This window comes from Salinibacillus aidingensis, from assembly GCF_039522525.1.
In the GTDB taxonomy this organism is placed as follows: domain Bacteria; phylum Bacillota; class Bacilli; order Bacillales; family Alkalibacillaceae; genus Salinibacillus; species Salinibacillus aidingensis.
On sequence record NZ_BAAADO010000009.1, the window covers coordinates 51,909 to 68,834 of the forward strand.

Sequence of the window (16,926 nt, forward strand, 5' to 3'; positions counted from 1 at the left end):
TAATACGGCCAGTTCATGCGTGATAAAGATCGATTGTAGTTGTAAAAAAGCCTGGTCTTAAAGTGATCTGAAAGAGAGGGAATTCCATTGCCCATCAAGATAAAAGTCCCGGGAAAATTAATGATAGCAGGTGAATATGCCGTACTGGAACCGAATCAGTATGCCATCGTAGCCGCTGTCAACCGCTATGTTTATGCAGAAATCACACCAAGTAATCAATATAAATTTTCCCTTCCTGATTTAGGCTTTGAAACGGTTTCGTGGGTATCCAATTCCCATTCAATTGAATTCAGTGAAACCGATGAAAAATTACGGTTTGTTCAAAATACGATTATGGCTGTGAAGGATTATCTGAATGAAGCATCCATACACCTTTCTCCCTTCCATCTAACGGTTACAAGTGAGCTCGATGATCCCTCGGGTAAAAAATACGGCCTTGGTTCCAGTGCCGCCGTTGTTGTTTCTGTGGTATCGTCCATTTTAGCGCTGGCCCAAAAGCAGACGGATGCCTTTCACGTAAATAAGGATTTGATTTTTAAGCTTGCCACGCTTGCCCATGTTAAGACGCAGGGGAGCGGATCCGGAGCTGATGTAGCTGCATCAACCTATGGGGGATGGCTCGAGTATTCTGCTTTTCAGGCAGACTGGCTCCTTGATCAAATGCAGCAGACCTCTGTCAGGGCTCTGGTTGATCAGCCATGGCCGTATTTATCCATTCGCTCTATAAATCCGCCCGATGGACTTCGCCTCTGTACCGGGTGGACCGGAAAAGCGGCTTCAACAGGGCCGATGATCAAACAGCTGAAGCATGGACAGCAGGAACATCGAAACATTTACCATACCTTCGTGGAAGAAAGCCATGAGGCGGTAAAAGGACTGGTCAGAGGTTTTGACGAAAATGACCTTCCATTGTCCTTACAGAGTTTAAAGAAAAATCGCGCCATCCTTGTAAAATTAGGAAAAGAAGTGGGTATGCTAATAGAAACACCAATATTGGCAAGTTTATCCGAGTTAGCGGAGCAAATAGGAGGAAGTGGTAAATCCTCTGGTGCAGGTGGCGGAGATTGTGGCATCGCGTTTGTTCGCTCACAGCGTCAGGTTGAAGAGTTATGGGAAGCCTGGAGAGAAGCAGGGATTGAACCTTTAAATCTGGATGTTGACCACGATGGAAGCACCTGGCACGAGTAAGCCGATTTACCTCTCTTGCTGGTGAAACCGACTTTTTCTGCAAGGAGGAAGCGACATGGATAACATTGAGGTCAGGATTACCCGTCAGGATCATCCTGAGTCAGAGCCCTATGAAGAAACGTTTTCCATTCCTTATCGATCCAATATGAACATTATTTCTGTTCTGATGGAAATCCGGCAAAATCCGGTGACAAAGGATGGGAAGCAAACCACTCCTGTGCAATGGGATATGAATTGTTTAGAGGAGGTTTGCGGGGCCTGCTCCATGCTGATTAATGGCAAGCCCAGACAGGCCTGTTCAACATTGGTTGACCAGCTGGAGCAGCCGATTACCCTTGCCCCAATGACTACCTTTCCGGTTATAAGGGATTTATTTATCGACCGTGGGAAAATGTTTGATGCGTTAAAGCGTGTAAAGGCATGGATTCCGATTGATGGAACCTATGACATTGGTCCGGGTCCACGCATGAATGAAAATACCCGACAATGGGCCTATGAGTTATCCAAATGCTTCACGTGTGGGGTTTGTCTTGAAGCCTGTCCAAACGTGAACGAAAAAACTGACTTTTTAGGACCTTTCGTATTTGCACAGATTCGTCTGAAAAATGTACATCCCACAGGCGAAATGAATAAAGAAGAGCGTTTGGAAGCCTTTATGGGAGAAGGTGGACTTGAAGAATGCGGAAACTCGCAAAATTGTGTTCAATCCTGTCCTAAAGGAATTCCACTGACTACATCCATTGCAGCCATCAACAGAGAAGCTACGGTGCAGTCGTTTAAAAGCTTTTTTGGGTAAGCGGCTGTCTCCTGATTTCTAATGATATTAAAAAGAAATGGGGTAAAATTTTCACTCCTTTTAGGGAAGTAATCCAATTGGTATGGTTGACATTTTTTCTTTTATGATTTATGATTTTTCTAACAATTTTATATAGGAATCTTATCCAGAGAGGTGGAGGGAAATGGCCCTTGGAAGCCTCGGCAGCAGGTTCTTTTTTGAAAGAATACTGTGCCAAATCCATCAAGTCAGTGTGCTTGAAAGATAAGAGGACGAGTCGATTACAGTGGTTTCAACTCTCTTCTTATTGGAAGAGAGTTTTTTCTTATCCAGCAAATCATAAAAAAAGCTATTTGTGGATTAGAAAACAAGAGAGGCCACGTCCGGCTCCAGCGCCCAGCGACTAGCGTGACTTCCTTCACCTCCGTCCGATAAGTCAACATCGACTCACGCTGTTCGTCGTGTTTCCTTTATCTCCTACGGTTCAGTTCAGTCCGTACGTCGCTAAACGGGCGCTTCCGCCTTTGATTTTTTACATAACAACACAACAGGGAGTGGAGAACATGAAATATGGATTCTGGTTACCGATTTTTGGAGGCTGGCTTCGAAATGTAAAGGATGAACAGATGCCGCCTACCTATGATTATGCAAAAGAAGTGATTCAGTCAGCAGAGAAGTGGGGATATGATACAACCTTAATCGCTGAGTTATATTTAAATGATATTAAAGGAATTGAGCACGATTCACTGGAAGCCTGGACGACAGCTGCGGCATTGGCTGCTGTGACGGAAAAAATCGAAATTATGACGGCTGTCCGGCCAGGGTTTCATCATCCGGCAGTGACCGCAAAACAGGCGGCCAATATTGATCACATCAGTAAGGGGCGTTTTACGTTAAATATCGTGTCCGGCTGGTGGGAAGGGGAGTCCAGACAATACGGCGGGGCTTTCACGAGACACGATGAACGCTATGACCGGACAACTGAATTTCTTGATATTCTTAAAGGAATGTGGACGGAAGATTCGTTTTCCTATAATGGGGACTTCTATCAGGTAGAGGATGCGAAACTGGCCCCTAAACCTGTGCAAAAGCCGAACCCTGTCCTTTATGCAGGGGGAGAGAGTGAAAAAGGCAAGCAGGTGATTTCCTCAGCCTGCGATGCGTATGTCATGCATGGAGGAACGGTAGATGAGGTCGCCAGTAAAATTCAGGATATGAAAAATCGCAGAACAGCAGCAGGGAAGGAGCCCTTGCAATCATTTGGGATGGCAGCATATGTCATTTGCCGGGATACTGAAGAAGAGGCACTGAAGGAACTGGAACGGATTACGACCGTTGAGGATATGAGCGGATATGCAGGCTTTAAAGATTTCACTTCCAAATCCGAGCTTGAGCAAAGGATTCAGTTGCAGGATTATTCGGTTTCCAATCGTGGGTTACGGCCTAATCTTGTCGGAACTCCTGATCAGATTGCCGAGAGAATTTTAGAATACGAGCAAGCCGGAGTAGACTTACTGTTATTACAGTGTTCACCGCAATTAGAGGAACTGAAGCGATTTTCCAATCAGGTTATGCCACTGGTAGAAGAATTACGGGCAAAGGTTCAAAACTAATCTTAAGGAGTGTTTAGATGAGTAAGGTGTATGTCATCCATGAAAATGAAGAATGGACGGAGCATTTATTTAAGAGATTGGAAGAGTTGGAGATTCCCTATGAAGACTGGCTGCTTGATCACGGGTCCATTGATTTGACCGAGGAACCCCCTGAGGGCATCTTTTATAACCGGATGAGTGCTTCCTCGCATACGAGAGGAAATCGTTATTCACCTGAACTGGCCAGCGCGGTGATAGGATGGCTTGAAGCCTATGGACGCACGGTCATAAATGGGAGTCGTGCCTTACAATTAGAGGTTAGCAAGGTGCTTCAGTATTTGGAGCTTGAAAAACACGGGGTTCGAACACCCAAAACCATCGCAGCGGTTGGAAAAGAAGAGTTAATCAGGAAGGCGGAGGCATTTGAAGGACAGAAATTCATTACCAAGCATAACCGTGCCGGAAAGGGTCTTGGCGTCCAGCTCTTTCAATCTGTGGATGCATTGAAAGAATATGTGGAAGGTGAGGATTTTGAGGAGCCAGTGGACGGTATTACACTGATTCAGGAATATATCGAATCACCAGAATCCTTTATTACCCGCTGTGAATTTGTTGGTGGCAGGTTTTTATATGCGGTACGTGTCGATACTTCAGAGGGCTTTGAGCTTTGTCCGGCCGATGCCTGCACGATTGATGATTTATTCTGTCCGGCAGGGGAAGAACCGGCATCCCCGACGAAGTTCCAAATTCAAAAGGGCTTCGATCACCCTGTTTTGCAGCAATATGAGCAGGTGCTTTCAGCCAACAATATACAGGTAGCAGGTATTGAGTTTATTAAAGATAAAAGCGGAAATCTGTATACCTATGATATCAATACCAATACCAATTACAACAGTGATGCAGAGTCCGTTGCAGAGCAATATGGAATGCTGGAAGTGGCGAAATATTTGGGAGAAAAACTGAATCAGGCCAGGCAAAAGGCTTACGCGTAAAAGAAAAAGGCTATCTTCAAAAATTGAAGGTGGCCTTTTCTTTTTGTCATTTACCATTGAAGAATAAATCTGCCATGTTCAGGCAAAATATGAAGAGCAACCCACTGCAGAATTCTGATGGAAAATGTGAGGATTGGCCAATGAAACTATTCGGGAAAAAGAAATCAGCACAGAAAAAACAATCCAATACACTCCTGGAGCCTTCAAATATTATTGAACTCATAGATATCTGCAATACATCGAATGATTTTTTGCACTTTAAGGAGCCAATAAAAAAACAGAAGATTTGGATTTCCTTTTATAAATCATTGATTGATACAGAAATTCTTCACAGAGATATTTTGGAAAATATACAGGAGTATAAGCATTATTCCCTGGAAGAGATTAAAGAATCCATTCCAGTGGAAAAGGTACTGACAACAAAAGATGTTAAAAAAATGCAAACGAAATTGTTAAGAGGTTATATTCTGATCCGGCTGGATGAGTATGATCAGCAGGGTCTGCTCATCAATGCCCCTTTAAAGAAGACGAGAAATGTATCGGTACCAGAAGTTGAATTTTCTGTTATTGGACCAAAGGAAGCATTTATCGAATCCATTGACACGAATTTAAATCTGGTCCGTCATCATTTACCGATCCCGGAGTTAATGATCAAGGAAGTAAAGGTTGGAAGATTGACCAAGTCAAAGGTGGCGGTGCTATATATTGAAGGAATAGCCAATGAGGAAAACATCAACACAGTCATGCAGCGTGTAGAAGATATCGATATTGACCACCTTATTGATAGTTCCTACATTACACAAATCATTGCCGACAATCCAAAATCTCCATTTCCACAGTTGCTGGATACAGAAAGACCTGATCGCACTGCAGCTGTTTTGGCTGAGGGCAAAATCGTCATCATGGCTGACGGGTCTCCCCATGTCTTAATTGCACCAGCCAATCTTACTGAGTTTTTTATATCATTTGAGGACTACTTTTTAAATCCTTTTATTGCCTCTGCTTTTCGAATTATCCGTTTCTTTTCAGTTATCTTCTCCATTCTGGTGACACCGATATATGTTGCTGCTTTGACGTATCATTATGAGTTAATCCCGAAAGATTTAATGGGTACGTTAATTACCTCCAGGGAAGTAGTTCCGCTTCCGCCTATACTGGAAGCGGTCTTCTTGGAATTAACGATTGAATTGTTACGTGAGGCCGGGGCAAGACTGCCTACGAAGGTCGGGCAAACCATTGGTATTGTGGGTGGTATTGTGATTGGAACAGCGTCAGTTGAAGCCGGATTAACAAGTAACGTCCTGTTAATCCTTATTGCGCTTGCGGCCTTGGCTTCCTTTACAACGCCGGTCTATCAAATGAGCAATACCATTCGTCTGATTCGGTTTCCATTTCTTATCTTTGCTTATTTATTTGGCATGCTGGGGGTTGTTCTCGGCTTCTGTTTTTTAATCACTCACTTGCTGCGACTTTCATCCTTAGGGAGACCTTTTTTAGAACCGATTTATCCTCCTCGTCTAAAAGATATGAAGGATGCGATTATCCGCCTTCCGTTTTCAAGAAATACGAAGCGGCCGGTACAGCTTCAGACACAGCAAACAGAGAAGTACAGCTATAAAAAAGCAACGAAAAAGAAGGATATTGATGAATAATAGACAAGGAGGTGAGGAGGTTGGGTAAACCCGTTTCAGATACCCTGAAAGTATCGTCCTTTTTAGTTTTCTTTTTAGTTCATTCGGTTCAGGTGGGGATCGGAATTTTAAGCTTTGAAAGTGCCGTCATTGAATATGCCAGTTATGATGCATGGATTTCGGTAATCATCGCTGGAATTGCAGTCCATGTCGTTGTCTGGATGTGCTTTAAAATGCTGAAACAGGATGAGGACATTTTTGATATTCATAATACCCTTTTTGGAAAATATGCTGGCGGGGTGCTTGGATTTCTCATTTCAATTTATTTTCTGATTTTGTCGGCAGTTACACTTCGGCTTTATATTGAGATTATTCAAGTGTGGATGTTTCCTCATATAAGTGTACTCTATCTTGGGGTTGTATTTATCATACTTTTTTATTATGTGATTAACGGGGGATTTCGGGTTGTGGCGGGCATATGCTTCCTGGGAACGGTGATCCCGCTTTATCTTCTGCTTACGCTGCTGTTCCCTTTGGAATTTGCCTATTTTCATAATTTAATGCCTGTATTAAATCATTCGGTTAAAGATTTATTGCTGTCTACAAAGGAAATGACGTTAAGCTTTTTAGGTTTTTCTACTCTGCTCATCTATTATCCTTTTATTAAACATCCTGAGAAAGCTCATAAATGGGCGCACTTTGGGGTGATGTTTACGATTTTTATCTACGTAGCTTTAACCATTGTGGCCTTCGTTTTTTATGATGAAGAGCAGCTTAGCACGGTTATTTGGCCGACGCTTGGAATTTGGAAAATTATCGAGATGCCCTTTGTGGAACGTTTTGAATATATCGGAATCAGCTCATGGGCAATGGTTATCCTTCCTAATATGACCCTTACACTGTGGGCAGCCACCCGGGGAATGAAACGTATTTTTCATGTGAATCAAAGAAAAACCGTAATTGTTTTCCTCCTCATCGTACTTATTGCCAATACATTGATTAATGGACATGAACGTATTATGAAATTAAGTGATTACGTATCGCGAATGGGTTTTTATACGGTTTTTGTCTATATTCCATTTCTATTTATTGCTTACACTATTTATCAAAAAGTGAGGAAATCCAAATGAGAGCACTGGCTTTGGGAATCGTCCTTTCTACGGTTGTATTGCTTACAGCAGGATGTGGAATCGAACGGCAAATTGTTGATGACATTTCTCTTGTCACCGCTGTGGGTTATGATCCAGCAGAAGGAAATAAAATTCAGGGGACCATAGCGGTTCCAAATTTTCAGGCTGAAGGAACCGTGATGACAGAGATATTTAGTGATACAGCCATGCTGATGCGCGAAAATTCGGCTAAGTTAAACACAGAAGCCAACCGCCCACTGGCTACAGGGAAACTCGAGGTTATTTTATTTAATCAGGAATTGGCGAAGGAGGGGATTCAAAAGCTGAAGGATGTTTTTGTACGTGATCCGAGTATCGGTTCCAGAGCCAGATTGGCCATAACAGAAGGCCCCACACAGGAGGTTTTAACTCGTCAATACTGGGATAATGATGCAGGTATGTACCTGTCTGATATGCTGGAGCAGAATATTGACAGAGGAACGATTCCTGAAACGAATCTGCATCTTTTTGTGTATGCCCTGTATTCAAAGGGAGCAGATCCCTATTTACCTTATTTGTCTGTGGAGGACATGGTCAGTATTGATGGCATTGCTTTATTGGATCATGACCGTTATGTTGGAAAAATCCCCTATGAGCAAACCTACACCTTCAATTCACTGGTTGGAGATTTTCAGAACGCTACCTTTCCCATTCATCGTGGGGATAAAAAAAGTGCAACGGTTAGTAATATAAGCTCGGATAGAACAATTCAATTTAAAGGGTCTGGGAAGAATATGGAATTAATTATTGATGTGAAACAGAAAGGGATTCTCAGGGAGTATCGTGGAGGTAAGATTACGAAAAAAGTATTGAAAAATATAGAAGAAAGTATGGAAAAACAGATGAAGAAACAGGCGAAGGACATTCTTAAGAAACTGAAGGAACTGAATATAGATCCACTCGCCCTGGGTAATGAATACCACAGTGAACATAGGAACTTCAGCTGGAAAGAATGGGAGAAGATGTATCCGGAATTAAAATTTACCCCAAAGATAGATGTGAAGATTATGGAGTATGGAATTCGGAGGTAAATAAAGACCACGCGTCCTTAATGTTGGACACGTGGTTTCTTTGTGGCTTGGGGCAGGATGGAGCTTATGATCTTTTACAGGTTAATCGCCCATGAACCTTGGTTCAGAATGGGCTCTTCTTTGCCATCTTTAGTGACACCGTAAACATCGAGCTTGTCTGATCCCATCATAAAGTCTACATGGACCAGGCTGTTGTTGACGCCGCTTTGATCGAGGGTGTCGTCATCCATGTTTGATCCACCTTTAATATTGGTAGGATAGGCCTTTCCAAATGCGAGGTGGCAGGATGCGTTTTCGTCATAAAGGGTGTTGAAGAAAATTAAGCCTGACTGGGAAATCGGTGATTCGTGCGGAACGAGAGCAACCTCCCCGAGTCTTTTCGCGCCTTCATCTGTTTCCAGCAGATGTTTCAGGGTTTCATAGCCCTCACCTGCAGAAAAATCAACGGCTTTGCCATCTTTAAATGTAATGGAGAAGTCGTCAATCACATTGCCACCATAATTGAGAGGCTTCGTATTGCGAACCGTTCCATTTACACCATATTTATGAGGCATGGTAAAGACTTCTTCAGACGGAATGTTGGCGTTGAAAATGGTTCCCTTTTCAGTCGGTGATGCTCCGCCTTTCCAGACATGGCCTTCAGGTAAAGCAATTTCAAGATTGGTACCAGGTGCTTTGTAGACAAGCTTTTCGTATTGTTTTTCATTTAGATAATCTCTGACTGATGCCAATGTCTGATTATGCTGGTTCCAGGCATCGATTGGGTCCTCCTGATCAGCCCGAGTAATCTTAAAGATTTGCTCCCACAGCTTTTCAACAGCGGTTTCTGGTGATTCACCAGGGAAGACCTTCTGCGCCCATGCCTGGCCGGGAACAGCTGCTACACACCAGGTTATGCGGTCGTTCATCGTATAGCTGCGGAAGTTTTGCATCGCATTTCCGGATGCTTTATTGGCAGCTGCAATACGGCTTGGGTCAATTCCTTTCAGTAAGTCAGGATTGGATGGTTTAATGGAAAGAACAGCGGCTCCATCCTCAGCATAGTAATCATACATGTCCACGCGCCATTGCGGAACAGTTTCAAGAGTTTCCATTGGTGCATGCTCAAATTTAAGCCGGGTGAGCGTTTCATCCGTCCAATTCATATGTATATCCTTTGCACCGATCTCATACGCTTTTTTCGCAACGACACGGACAAATTCGACCGCTTCCGTTGGGGCATTGACCATCAGTGCTTGATTTTTCTGAAGGTTTACCCCTTTACGCAGCACTAATTCTGCATATTTTTCCATATTTTTTTGAAAATCTGACATATGTTCATCCTCCTTTTTAACTACTCTATTATTTCATACATTGAATTTTTGCACAAAGCCTGGGCGTGGCTTTTCCTGAATATCCATCATGACTGCATATTATAATGGATAGAATACAAAAAAGATGCGACTCTATCGTTATGAGTCGCATCCTGAGCTTTAAGTTATCACGTATTAACTGGCCGTAATACCCCCACTTCAAGTTTTGAGGGTAACCCAACAAGACAAAGTGGGGGATAAACGGCCAGTAAAAACCTGATAAGTTCAACTAACCATCCGTGGGGAATGGAGAAAACCCCCACTGATGGAAGTTTCACTTTATAAGACTAACAGCAGACTGACAGCCATAACAGCCATTCCAGCGATTAATCCATATATGGAAAGGTGGGCTTCATCGTACTTTTTGGCAGCAGGCAAGAGTTCATCAAGAGAGATGAAAACCATAATTCCGGCAACGGCAGCAAAGATGATCCCGAACATCATATCATTTAAATAAGGCATTAAAATTAGGTAAGCAGCGATGGCTCCCAAGGGTTCAGATAAACCTGACAGAAAGGATAACTTAAATGCCTTTTTCTTACTTCCTGTTGCGAAATAAACCGGAACGGAAACGGCAATGCCTTCAGGGATATTATGAATGGCAACCGCAATAGCAATCGCAATGCCTAAGCCGGGGTCCTGGAGTGCGGATGTGAATGTGGCGATCCCTTCAGGAAAGTTATGAATCGTAATGGCTAAGGCCGTAAAAGATCCCATTTTGAGTAAGGAAGATTGGTCATTTATGATTTTCGGTTCCTTTTTCATATCTTCTACTTTTCTTATTTCATGGGGATTTCCCTGCTGAGGAATAAATTTGTCAATCAACGCGATTAGAAGAATTCCCCCAAAAAAGCCTCCCACCGTGATCCAATTTCCTAACGTTTCCCCCTGGGCTTCAATCAATGCTTCCTGCGCTTTTACAAAAATTTCAACAAAGGAAACATAAATCATCACCCCTGCAGAGAAACCAAGGGCAAAGGATAAAAATTTAGTATTCGTGTCTGATGTAAAAAAAGCTAAGACACTTCCGATACCCGTAGACAGCCCAGCCATCAATGTCAAGCTGAGGGCTAGAAGGACATTCTCTGTCATATGCATCTCTCCCTTACTGTCGGTGTTTTATTTTTACAGTTCGTCATATTAAATTTGTTAAACAAGTCTTTCCTTAGGGAAACTTCTAGCTAAAAAAATAATTCACAATGAATATATATGAATCAGGTTAGGTAATTGTGCGTAAAACTTTTACAGCTATAAAAAAGTTTCCTGAGACTAAAATATAGCAAGTTGCCAAAATTGTCAATCAAATAAATCGCTGGTATGGTTATATTAAAATTTCCAAATCTGATTAAGGTTATGCAATTCGGCCCTAAGCAGTTCATCGTTTTTCTTTGTTCATACTTGCTTATTTAGTTTATGCCGTATGGCCAAACCGCTCTCCCCACCTTTTCCCGGTTGTTATCATGGTTGTTTTCATCTATAATTTAGGTAAAGGTATGATGTAAGGGGCTTTGTGAAATGGGTGGAACGACTCCGAGTATGGAAGATTATATGGAACAGATTTATTTATTGATACATAGAAAAGGATATGCCAGAGTATCTGAAATAGCGGAAAACTTATCCGTTCAGCCGTCATCGGTTACGAAAATGGTGCAAAAGCTCGGCGATGATGGCTATCTAGTTTATGAACGCTATCGAGGCTTGAATTTAACCTCCAAAGGGGAAAAGTTTGGTCATCTTCTTGTCTATCGCCATGATCTGCTGGAGGAATTTTTGGAAATCATTGGGGTACATAAGGATAAGATTTATGATGATGTAGAAGGGATTGAACATCATTTGAGCTGGGAAGCGATTGATAAGATTGCGAATCTGGTTCAGTACTTTAAAGATGACCATAGCAGAGTACAAGTTTTACAAGCCATTAATAATGAAAATGATTTGATGGATTAAGTTTTAACACTTATTAACTGGCCGTAATAAGCCCACCTCAAGTTTTGGGGGTAACCCAACAAGACTACACTTTATAAAAAAAGCTTCTGGAAGGATTGTCTCCAGAAGCTTTTATTGTAATAAAAAGGAGGAGATTCATGATGACCATTACGTTTCAATCATTAGTTGCAGATAAGCAGGGGGATGAATTTTCTTTAACCGTTAAAAATCAGGCAATCGAGGATCTGCCTGAGGGAGAAGTGCTTATCCGTGTGCATTATTCGGGGGTGAATTACAAGGATAGCCTGGCAGGTATACCTAATGGGAACATCATTCGAAACTATCCCATGGTGCCGGGGATTGACATGGCTGGTGTGGTTGAATCATCCATGGATTCCCGCTTTCAGAAAGGGGATGAAGTCATTGCCACCAGCTATGAAATTGGTGTCTCACATGCCGGGGGATACAGTGAGTATGCGCGGATACCTGCTGACTGGATTGTGCCCCTTCCTCAAGGCCTTTCTCTCAAAGAAGCGATGATTTTAGGAACGGCAGGGTTTACGGCAGGTCTGTCTGTAAAGCGTCTTTTGGAGAACCAGGTTACCCCTGAAAAAGGAAAGGTACTGGTAACAGGAGCTACAGGAGGAGTGGGGAGCTTTGCCATTTCCATTTTACAATCCCTGGGCTTTGAAGTGGAGGCAAGTACAGGCAAGGATTCTGAGCATGAGTATTTAAAGCAAATAGGGGCAGATCAGGTGATTTCCCGCACCGATGTGTTTGACGGGAAAATAAAGGCATTAGGCAAACAGACGTGGCAGGCTGCTGTTGACCCTGTGGGCGGCGAGCCTCTGGCATCCGTGTTAAGTCAGATTCAATACGGTGGTGCGGTTGCCGTCAGTGGATTAACGGCAGGGACAAAAGTACCCACAGCAGTTTTTCCTTTCATTCTCAGAGGCGTAAACCTGCTGGGGATTGATTCGGTTTACTGTCCAATGGAAATAAGGCGACAGATATGGGCGCATCTGGCTGCAGACTTTAAACCAGATACGTTTGAGCCTTTTGTTCAGCAGGAAGTTACACTTGAGGAGCTACCGGATGTTCTGCCTGATTTATTGGAAGGGAAGGCCAGAGGAAGGACCCTTGTGAAATTAATATAGACCTTATCGTCGGCAGAAAATTCAGGTATGTTCCTATTTTTCTTTCACCGGAAATATCGTATAATAATAACATTCATATTTTTTCATGATAGGGGAGAGGGGCCATATGACAACGATTGGACTGATAAGGCATGGATTGACAGATTGGAATGTGGAGCGGAAAGCGCAGGGGCAAACCGATGTGCAATTAAATGAAGTGGGACAGAGACAGGCTGAGGTACTGGCCACCCGTTTTCAAAAAGGGGAGTGGGACCTTATTGTGACAAGTCCGCTGTCCCGGGCCGCTGATACAGCAAATGCTGTGGCTCGCCATACAGGGCTTTCCGTCATAAAAGATGCTCGACTTCAGGAACGAGGCTTTGGAGAAATCGAGGGCACAACGGAATTGGAAAGAGTGAAAAAGTACGGTGAAAATTGGCGGGAGCTGGACCTGGGGCGTGAAGGAACAGAAGCGGTAACCCAGAGAAGTGTTGCGTGTGTCGAGGAGTTTTGCCAGGCCTATGAGGGAAAACGTATCTTGTTTGTCAGTCATGGAGCGACCTTGAATATGCTTATTAAAGGTTTACTGGATAATCCACATTTTGATGAACGCTTCGAAAATACAGCCTTCTCCATATTTGAGAGAACGGAAGGCGAGTGGGAGTGTCAGCTGTTAAACTGCACAAAACACTTGGATCATCAGAAGGAACTGGAGGCAAAGTAAGCAGCCTTGATCGCGTGATGCATATCACCCCTTATTAAACCTATATTGCGATATAATAATGTCGTAGTTTAATAAGGGGAGGCATCACGATGTCATTCTATATGCTATTGGTGACCATTCACGTATTTTCAGCAATACTTGGTATGGGGCCGGGATTTGTTATGATCCGTGTCGTGTCCAGTGCGAAAAACATGACCGAATTAAGACACGCTTATGCTATACGGAATCGATTACATACTTTTGTGATGATTGGAGGTACGTTGCTTTTAATTACAGGTCTTGCCATGGGCTTTATGAATACGTCCTTGTTTGAAAAAGCCTGGTACTGGCTCAGCCTCATACTCTTTTTAATTGCCCTGGCCTTTGGTCCGCTGCTGCTGTCGCCGAGATCCAAGCCAATAAAACAGTGGCTGGTTGAATATGATGGAGAAGAGATTCCAAGTGATTATTATCGTATGGAAAAAGAGTTGTTTCGATATGAAAGATTGGAAAATTTTATCTTTTTAATCGTCATTGCACTTATGATTTTAAAGCCGTTTTAAAAGTACACGCATGACGTGAAAATCAATCATCGACTATATATGAAGACGACACAGGTAAACGCTTGGGGTTCCAGGCGTTTATTAAGTCAGATCATCTGCGTAAACAATCTTAATGATGCCGGGCCTATTTATCTAATACTTGTTCCAATTCTTTATCTGTACGAAAGCAGCCTTTGAAAGAGTAATTATCCGGTTTTTTTCCTACATAAAAGTGACTGAATGATAAATTAATGTGAGTTCCATCTGGTAATGTTCTGCTGGTGCTTGCATTACCTCCATAATGAATATACTTTTCGTGATTTAACTGTTTCCGATTACCCTGATTGTCCACATAGTAATAATCGACTTGACGAAAACCGGAATGATCCTCATAAGCCCAGCCTAAATTCTCAGGAGAAGAAGTTTTTATTATCCCGTCATCAGGGACTTGATACGTAATCGTGTTATTTTCTATTTGTAATGGTTCCTGGTTTTTAAAATCATAAAAAATGCCTATACAGCCTTCATATCCATCCGGAATGAGATATACTTCATCTGCTGGATCTTTCACAACGAAAAATTTATACAAAGAGATAGATAAGATCAGGATTAAAATAATTGTAACAATACTAAATATAAGTTTTTTCATAAATTCTACCCTTTCTTCCAGTATAACCTTTCCTGGTTTAGGTTTGGAAAATGCAATGAGTCTACAGGAGACATGGAAGGCCTCCTCTATTAATTTCTATATGGCTTCTCCTAACTCCTTGTCTGACGTATCGAAAGGATGATGGGCTCACATACTAATAATCAGGTTTTTAACATGATGGAGGCAAGCATATGAAAAGGAAAATATTTATCGGCTTCGTGTTAATTATAACATCATTTTTTATAACAGGCTGTAAAGATCAAAAAGAAGAGGATTCGAATGAAAAGAAACAGGAAAAGGAATTGGAGGGGACCTGGGATGGACAAATCCAGATTCCTGACCGGCCTTTACCGATTGTCATTACATTTTCCAATGAAGATGATTGGACGGGAACGATCAGCATCCCTGTGCAAGGGGTTAAGGATTATCCGCTATCCAATATTTCAATTGATTTGCCCCAGGTATTTTTTCAAATGGAGCTGCAGGGACAGAAGATTACTTTTGATGGAGAGAAAAACGCAGAGTCTATTGAAGGCACCTTTAGTCAGAATGGGCAGTCGTTTCTTTTTACTTTAGAAAAGACGGAAGACAGGAAAGAAGAGACCGCAGAAGATGAGGGACAATTCATGAGCGTGGATACCCCGAATGGAGAGTTAAATGGGGAATTACTGCTTCCGGATGGTGCAAAGGGTCCGCACCCGGTCGTTCTGATTATTCCAGGATCCGGGCCAACAGATCGTAACGGAAACACACCGACCATTCCGGGGAAAAATAATAGCCTGAAAATGCTTGCGGAGGGTCTGGCTGAAAATGGGATAGCAAGTCTGCGTTACGACAAACGTGGTGTGGGCAAGAATCAGGATTCACTGATAGCAGAAGAGGACTTGCGATTCGAGGACTTTGTGACTGATGCAAGGGCCTGGATTCAAAAGCTGAGCCAGGATGAACAGTTCTCAAATGTCTGTGTCATCGGGCATAGTCAGGGGTCATTAGTGGGCATGCTGGCTGCTGCCGATACAGATGTGGATACCTTCATCTCTATTGCCGGTGCAAGCCGGAGCATTGATGAAGTGCTCTATGATCAGCTACAGGATGGGTTAAGCGATGACTTAGTGAAGGAAAGCGAAAAAATTCTTGAACAGTTAAAGCAGGGAGAAAAAGTGGAGGATATTCCACAGGCACTCCAGAGCACCTTCCGTCCATCTGTTCAGGCTTTCATGTCTTCGTGGATGCAATACAATCCGGTTGAAGAAATACAAAAGCTTCCTATGCCTGTGCTCGTGATAAATGGTGAGCATGATGTTCAGGTAGCGAAAAAAGAAGCGGAGAACCTGCATGAGGCCCACAAAAATTCAAAGCTTCTGATCATTAATGAAATGAATCATGTGCTGAAAAGAGCGCCTGAGGAACGGGCAGAAAACCTGGATACGTACTCGAATCCTGATTTACCGCTGGCTGAGGGATTAATGGACGGGATCATTTCCTTTTTGAAGAACCATCAATTTGTAAAATAAAGCAACAAAAGGGCAAAAGCCGGGGTTGGCTTTTGCCCTTTGTTTTTGCCGGAACCGTGCCGCCCCTCTATGTATAGCTGCCAATCAGAATTCCGTCGTATTGACTGAGGTTTTCCGGTTCCTCATCTATAATATCCATGAAGGTCAGGTTAATGTCCTTATGCTTTTTGAGTGTGTCGGCAATTGTATCTGCCATTTCTTCCGTATTTCCTGCCATACTCGTGTAGACGAGAAGAATGTTTAACATGTTCATCACCCTTTTCATTAGGATTTGTTCAGGAAAATGCCTTGATGTTATGGGGGGAATACTTCCTGATTACCCCTATTACCAGGCTTCCGTTTTGTCTTGTAATTGATCTATATCAATAATTTTAATTTTTCGTTGTCCGGTTTGTTCGATCATTCTCTTGTCCTGTAAAGCGTTCTCCACATCCTGTGAGCTTAGCTGTTCCACGAGATGCTCTGTATGGTCGAGACGTCTGCTGAATTCCTCAGTATTTTTAACGAAATGGCCGGGTGCTTCACCATTAATTCCTGAATGTCTGAACGATGCATATATAGAGAAAATCGACATTTCTCCAAAAAAGTCTCCTTGGTCAAGGATGCGAATCAGCTGCTCCTTACCATTTGGAGCGTCATTCAATTTCTTCCCTACCTTCATTATGCTTGAGATGATAACGGTTTGTAATGATATGCATCACACTTGGGACTGTCCCCACATCCTTT

17 protein-coding genes and 1 riboswitch are annotated in these 16,926 nt (G+C 42.7%); of the genes, 12 read left to right on the plus strand and 5 right to left on the minus strand.

All coding sequences use genetic code 11. The annotated features are described in order from the left end of the window. The first annotated feature begins 87 nt into the window (after positions 1-87). From ABD006_RS16720 to ABD006_RS16750, 7 genes are all read left to right on the plus strand, one after another. Positions 88-1,188 (plus strand): phosphomevalonate kinase, encoded by a 1,101-nt coding sequence (locus ABD006_RS16720; protein ID WP_343843566.1) that lies wholly within the window; start codon positions 88-90, stop codon positions 1,186-1,188. 55 nt (positions 1,189-1,243) lie between these two features. Then, entirely contained in the window at positions 1,244-1,984 is a 741-nt protein-coding gene (gene sdhB, locus ABD006_RS16725; RefSeq protein ID WP_343843569.1) for a succinate dehydrogenase iron-sulfur subunit, read from the plus strand. A gap of 138 nt (positions 1,985-2,122) precedes the next feature. Continuing rightward, positions 2,123-2,234, plus strand: a riboswitch (SAM riboswitch). A gap of 292 nt (positions 2,235-2,526) precedes the next feature. Beyond that, positions 2,527-3,576, plus strand: a complete 1,050-nt coding sequence (locus ABD006_RS16730; protein ID WP_343843572.1) for an LLM class flavin-dependent oxidoreductase — start codon at positions 2,527-2,529, stop codon at positions 3,574-3,576. A gap of 17 nt (positions 3,577-3,593) precedes the next feature. Then, complete coding sequence (locus ABD006_RS16735) at positions 3,594-4,547, plus strand: ATP-grasp domain-containing protein (protein ID WP_343843575.1); 954 nt, start codon at positions 3,594-3,596, stop codon at positions 4,545-4,547. Between the two features lie 140 nt (positions 4,548-4,687). Continuing rightward, complete coding sequence (locus ABD006_RS16740) at positions 4,688-6,199, plus strand: spore germination protein (protein WP_343843675.1); 1,512 nt, start codon at positions 4,688-4,690, stop codon at positions 6,197-6,199. Positions 6,200-6,219: 20 nt separating this feature from the next. After that, positions 6,220-7,308 carry a GerAB/ArcD/ProY family transporter gene (locus ABD006_RS16745; RefSeq protein WP_343843578.1) on the plus strand — a complete coding sequence of 363 codons (1,089 nt, stop codon included), beginning with the start codon at positions 6,220-6,222 and terminating at the stop codon, positions 7,306-7,308. After that, positions 7,305-8,378, plus strand: a complete 1,074-nt coding sequence (locus ABD006_RS16750; protein ID WP_343843580.1) for a Ger(x)C family spore germination protein — start codon at positions 7,305-7,307, stop codon at positions 8,376-8,378. Before ABD006_RS16745 ends, ABD006_RS16750 begins: the two co-directional genes overlap by 4 nt. A 74-nt stretch (positions 8,379-8,452) precedes the next feature. On the opposite strand, the gene ABD006_RS16755 is transcribed toward ABD006_RS16750, so the two are convergent. Both ABD006_RS16755 and zupT read right to left on the minus strand, forming a co-directional pair. After that, the gene (locus tag ABD006_RS16755; protein ID WP_343843582.1) at positions 8,453-9,691 is read right to left on the minus strand and encodes an aminopeptidase; all 1,239 of its coding nucleotides are present in this window, start codon (positions 9,689-9,691) and stop codon (positions 8,453-8,455) included. Between the two features lie 318 nt (positions 9,692-10,009). Beyond that, positions 10,010-10,822, minus strand: a complete 813-nt coding sequence (zupT, locus tag ABD006_RS16760; protein ID WP_343843585.1) for a zinc transporter ZupT — start codon at positions 10,820-10,822, stop codon at positions 10,010-10,012. A 423-nt stretch (positions 10,823-11,245) separates the two neighbouring features. Here zupT and mntR point away from each other — a divergent pair, with 423 nt between their 5' ends. The 4 genes from mntR (at position 11,246) to ABD006_RS16780 (ending at position 14,058) form a co-directional block, all read left to right on the plus strand. Beyond that, on the plus strand, positions 11,246-11,677 hold the full coding sequence (gene mntR, locus ABD006_RS16765; RefSeq protein ID WP_343843587.1) for a transcriptional regulator MntR: 432 nt from the start codon (positions 11,246-11,248) through the stop codon (positions 11,675-11,677). A 140-nt stretch (positions 11,678-11,817) separates the two neighbouring features. Then, entirely contained in the window at positions 11,818-12,813 is a 996-nt protein-coding gene (locus tag ABD006_RS16770; protein ID WP_343843678.1) for an NADPH:quinone oxidoreductase family protein, read from the plus strand. Between the two features lie 106 nt (positions 12,814-12,919). Beyond that, positions 12,920-13,516: a histidine phosphatase family protein gene (locus ABD006_RS16775; protein WP_343843590.1), complete on the plus strand. Its 597-nt coding sequence runs from the start codon at positions 12,920-12,922 to the stop codon at positions 13,514-13,516. Positions 13,517-13,605: 89 nt separating this feature from the next. After that, positions 13,606-14,058, plus strand: a complete 453-nt coding sequence (locus tag ABD006_RS16780; protein WP_343843593.1) for a DUF2269 family protein — start codon at positions 13,606-13,608, stop codon at positions 14,056-14,058. 124 nt (positions 14,059-14,182) lie between these two features. Here ABD006_RS16780 and ABD006_RS16785 read toward each other — a convergent pair whose 3' ends face one another. Further along, positions 14,183-14,686 carry a DUF6843 domain-containing protein gene (locus ABD006_RS16785; protein ID WP_343843596.1) on the minus strand — a complete coding sequence of 168 codons (504 nt, stop codon included), beginning with the start codon at positions 14,684-14,686 and terminating at the stop codon, positions 14,183-14,185. A 191-nt stretch (positions 14,687-14,877) separates the two neighbouring features. On the opposite strand from ABD006_RS16785, the gene ABD006_RS16790 reads away from it, so the two are divergent. Further along, the gene (locus ABD006_RS16790) at positions 14,878-16,200 is read left to right on the plus strand and encodes an alpha/beta hydrolase (RefSeq protein ID WP_343843599.1); all 1,323 of its coding nucleotides are present in this window, start codon (positions 14,878-14,880) and stop codon (positions 16,198-16,200) included. 67 nt (positions 16,201-16,267) lie between these two features. Here the strand turns inward: ABD006_RS16790 and ABD006_RS16795 are convergent, their stop codons facing one another. After that, positions 16,268-16,447 (minus strand): flavodoxin family protein, encoded by a 180-nt coding sequence (locus tag ABD006_RS16795; RefSeq protein ID WP_343843602.1) that lies wholly within the window; start codon positions 16,445-16,447, stop codon positions 16,268-16,270. 78 nt (positions 16,448-16,525) lie between these two features. After that, positions 16,526-16,861, minus strand: a complete 336-nt coding sequence (locus tag ABD006_RS16800; RefSeq protein ID WP_343843605.1) for a hypothetical protein — start codon at positions 16,859-16,861, stop codon at positions 16,526-16,528. Between the last annotated feature and the right edge of the window lie 65 nt (positions 16,862-16,926).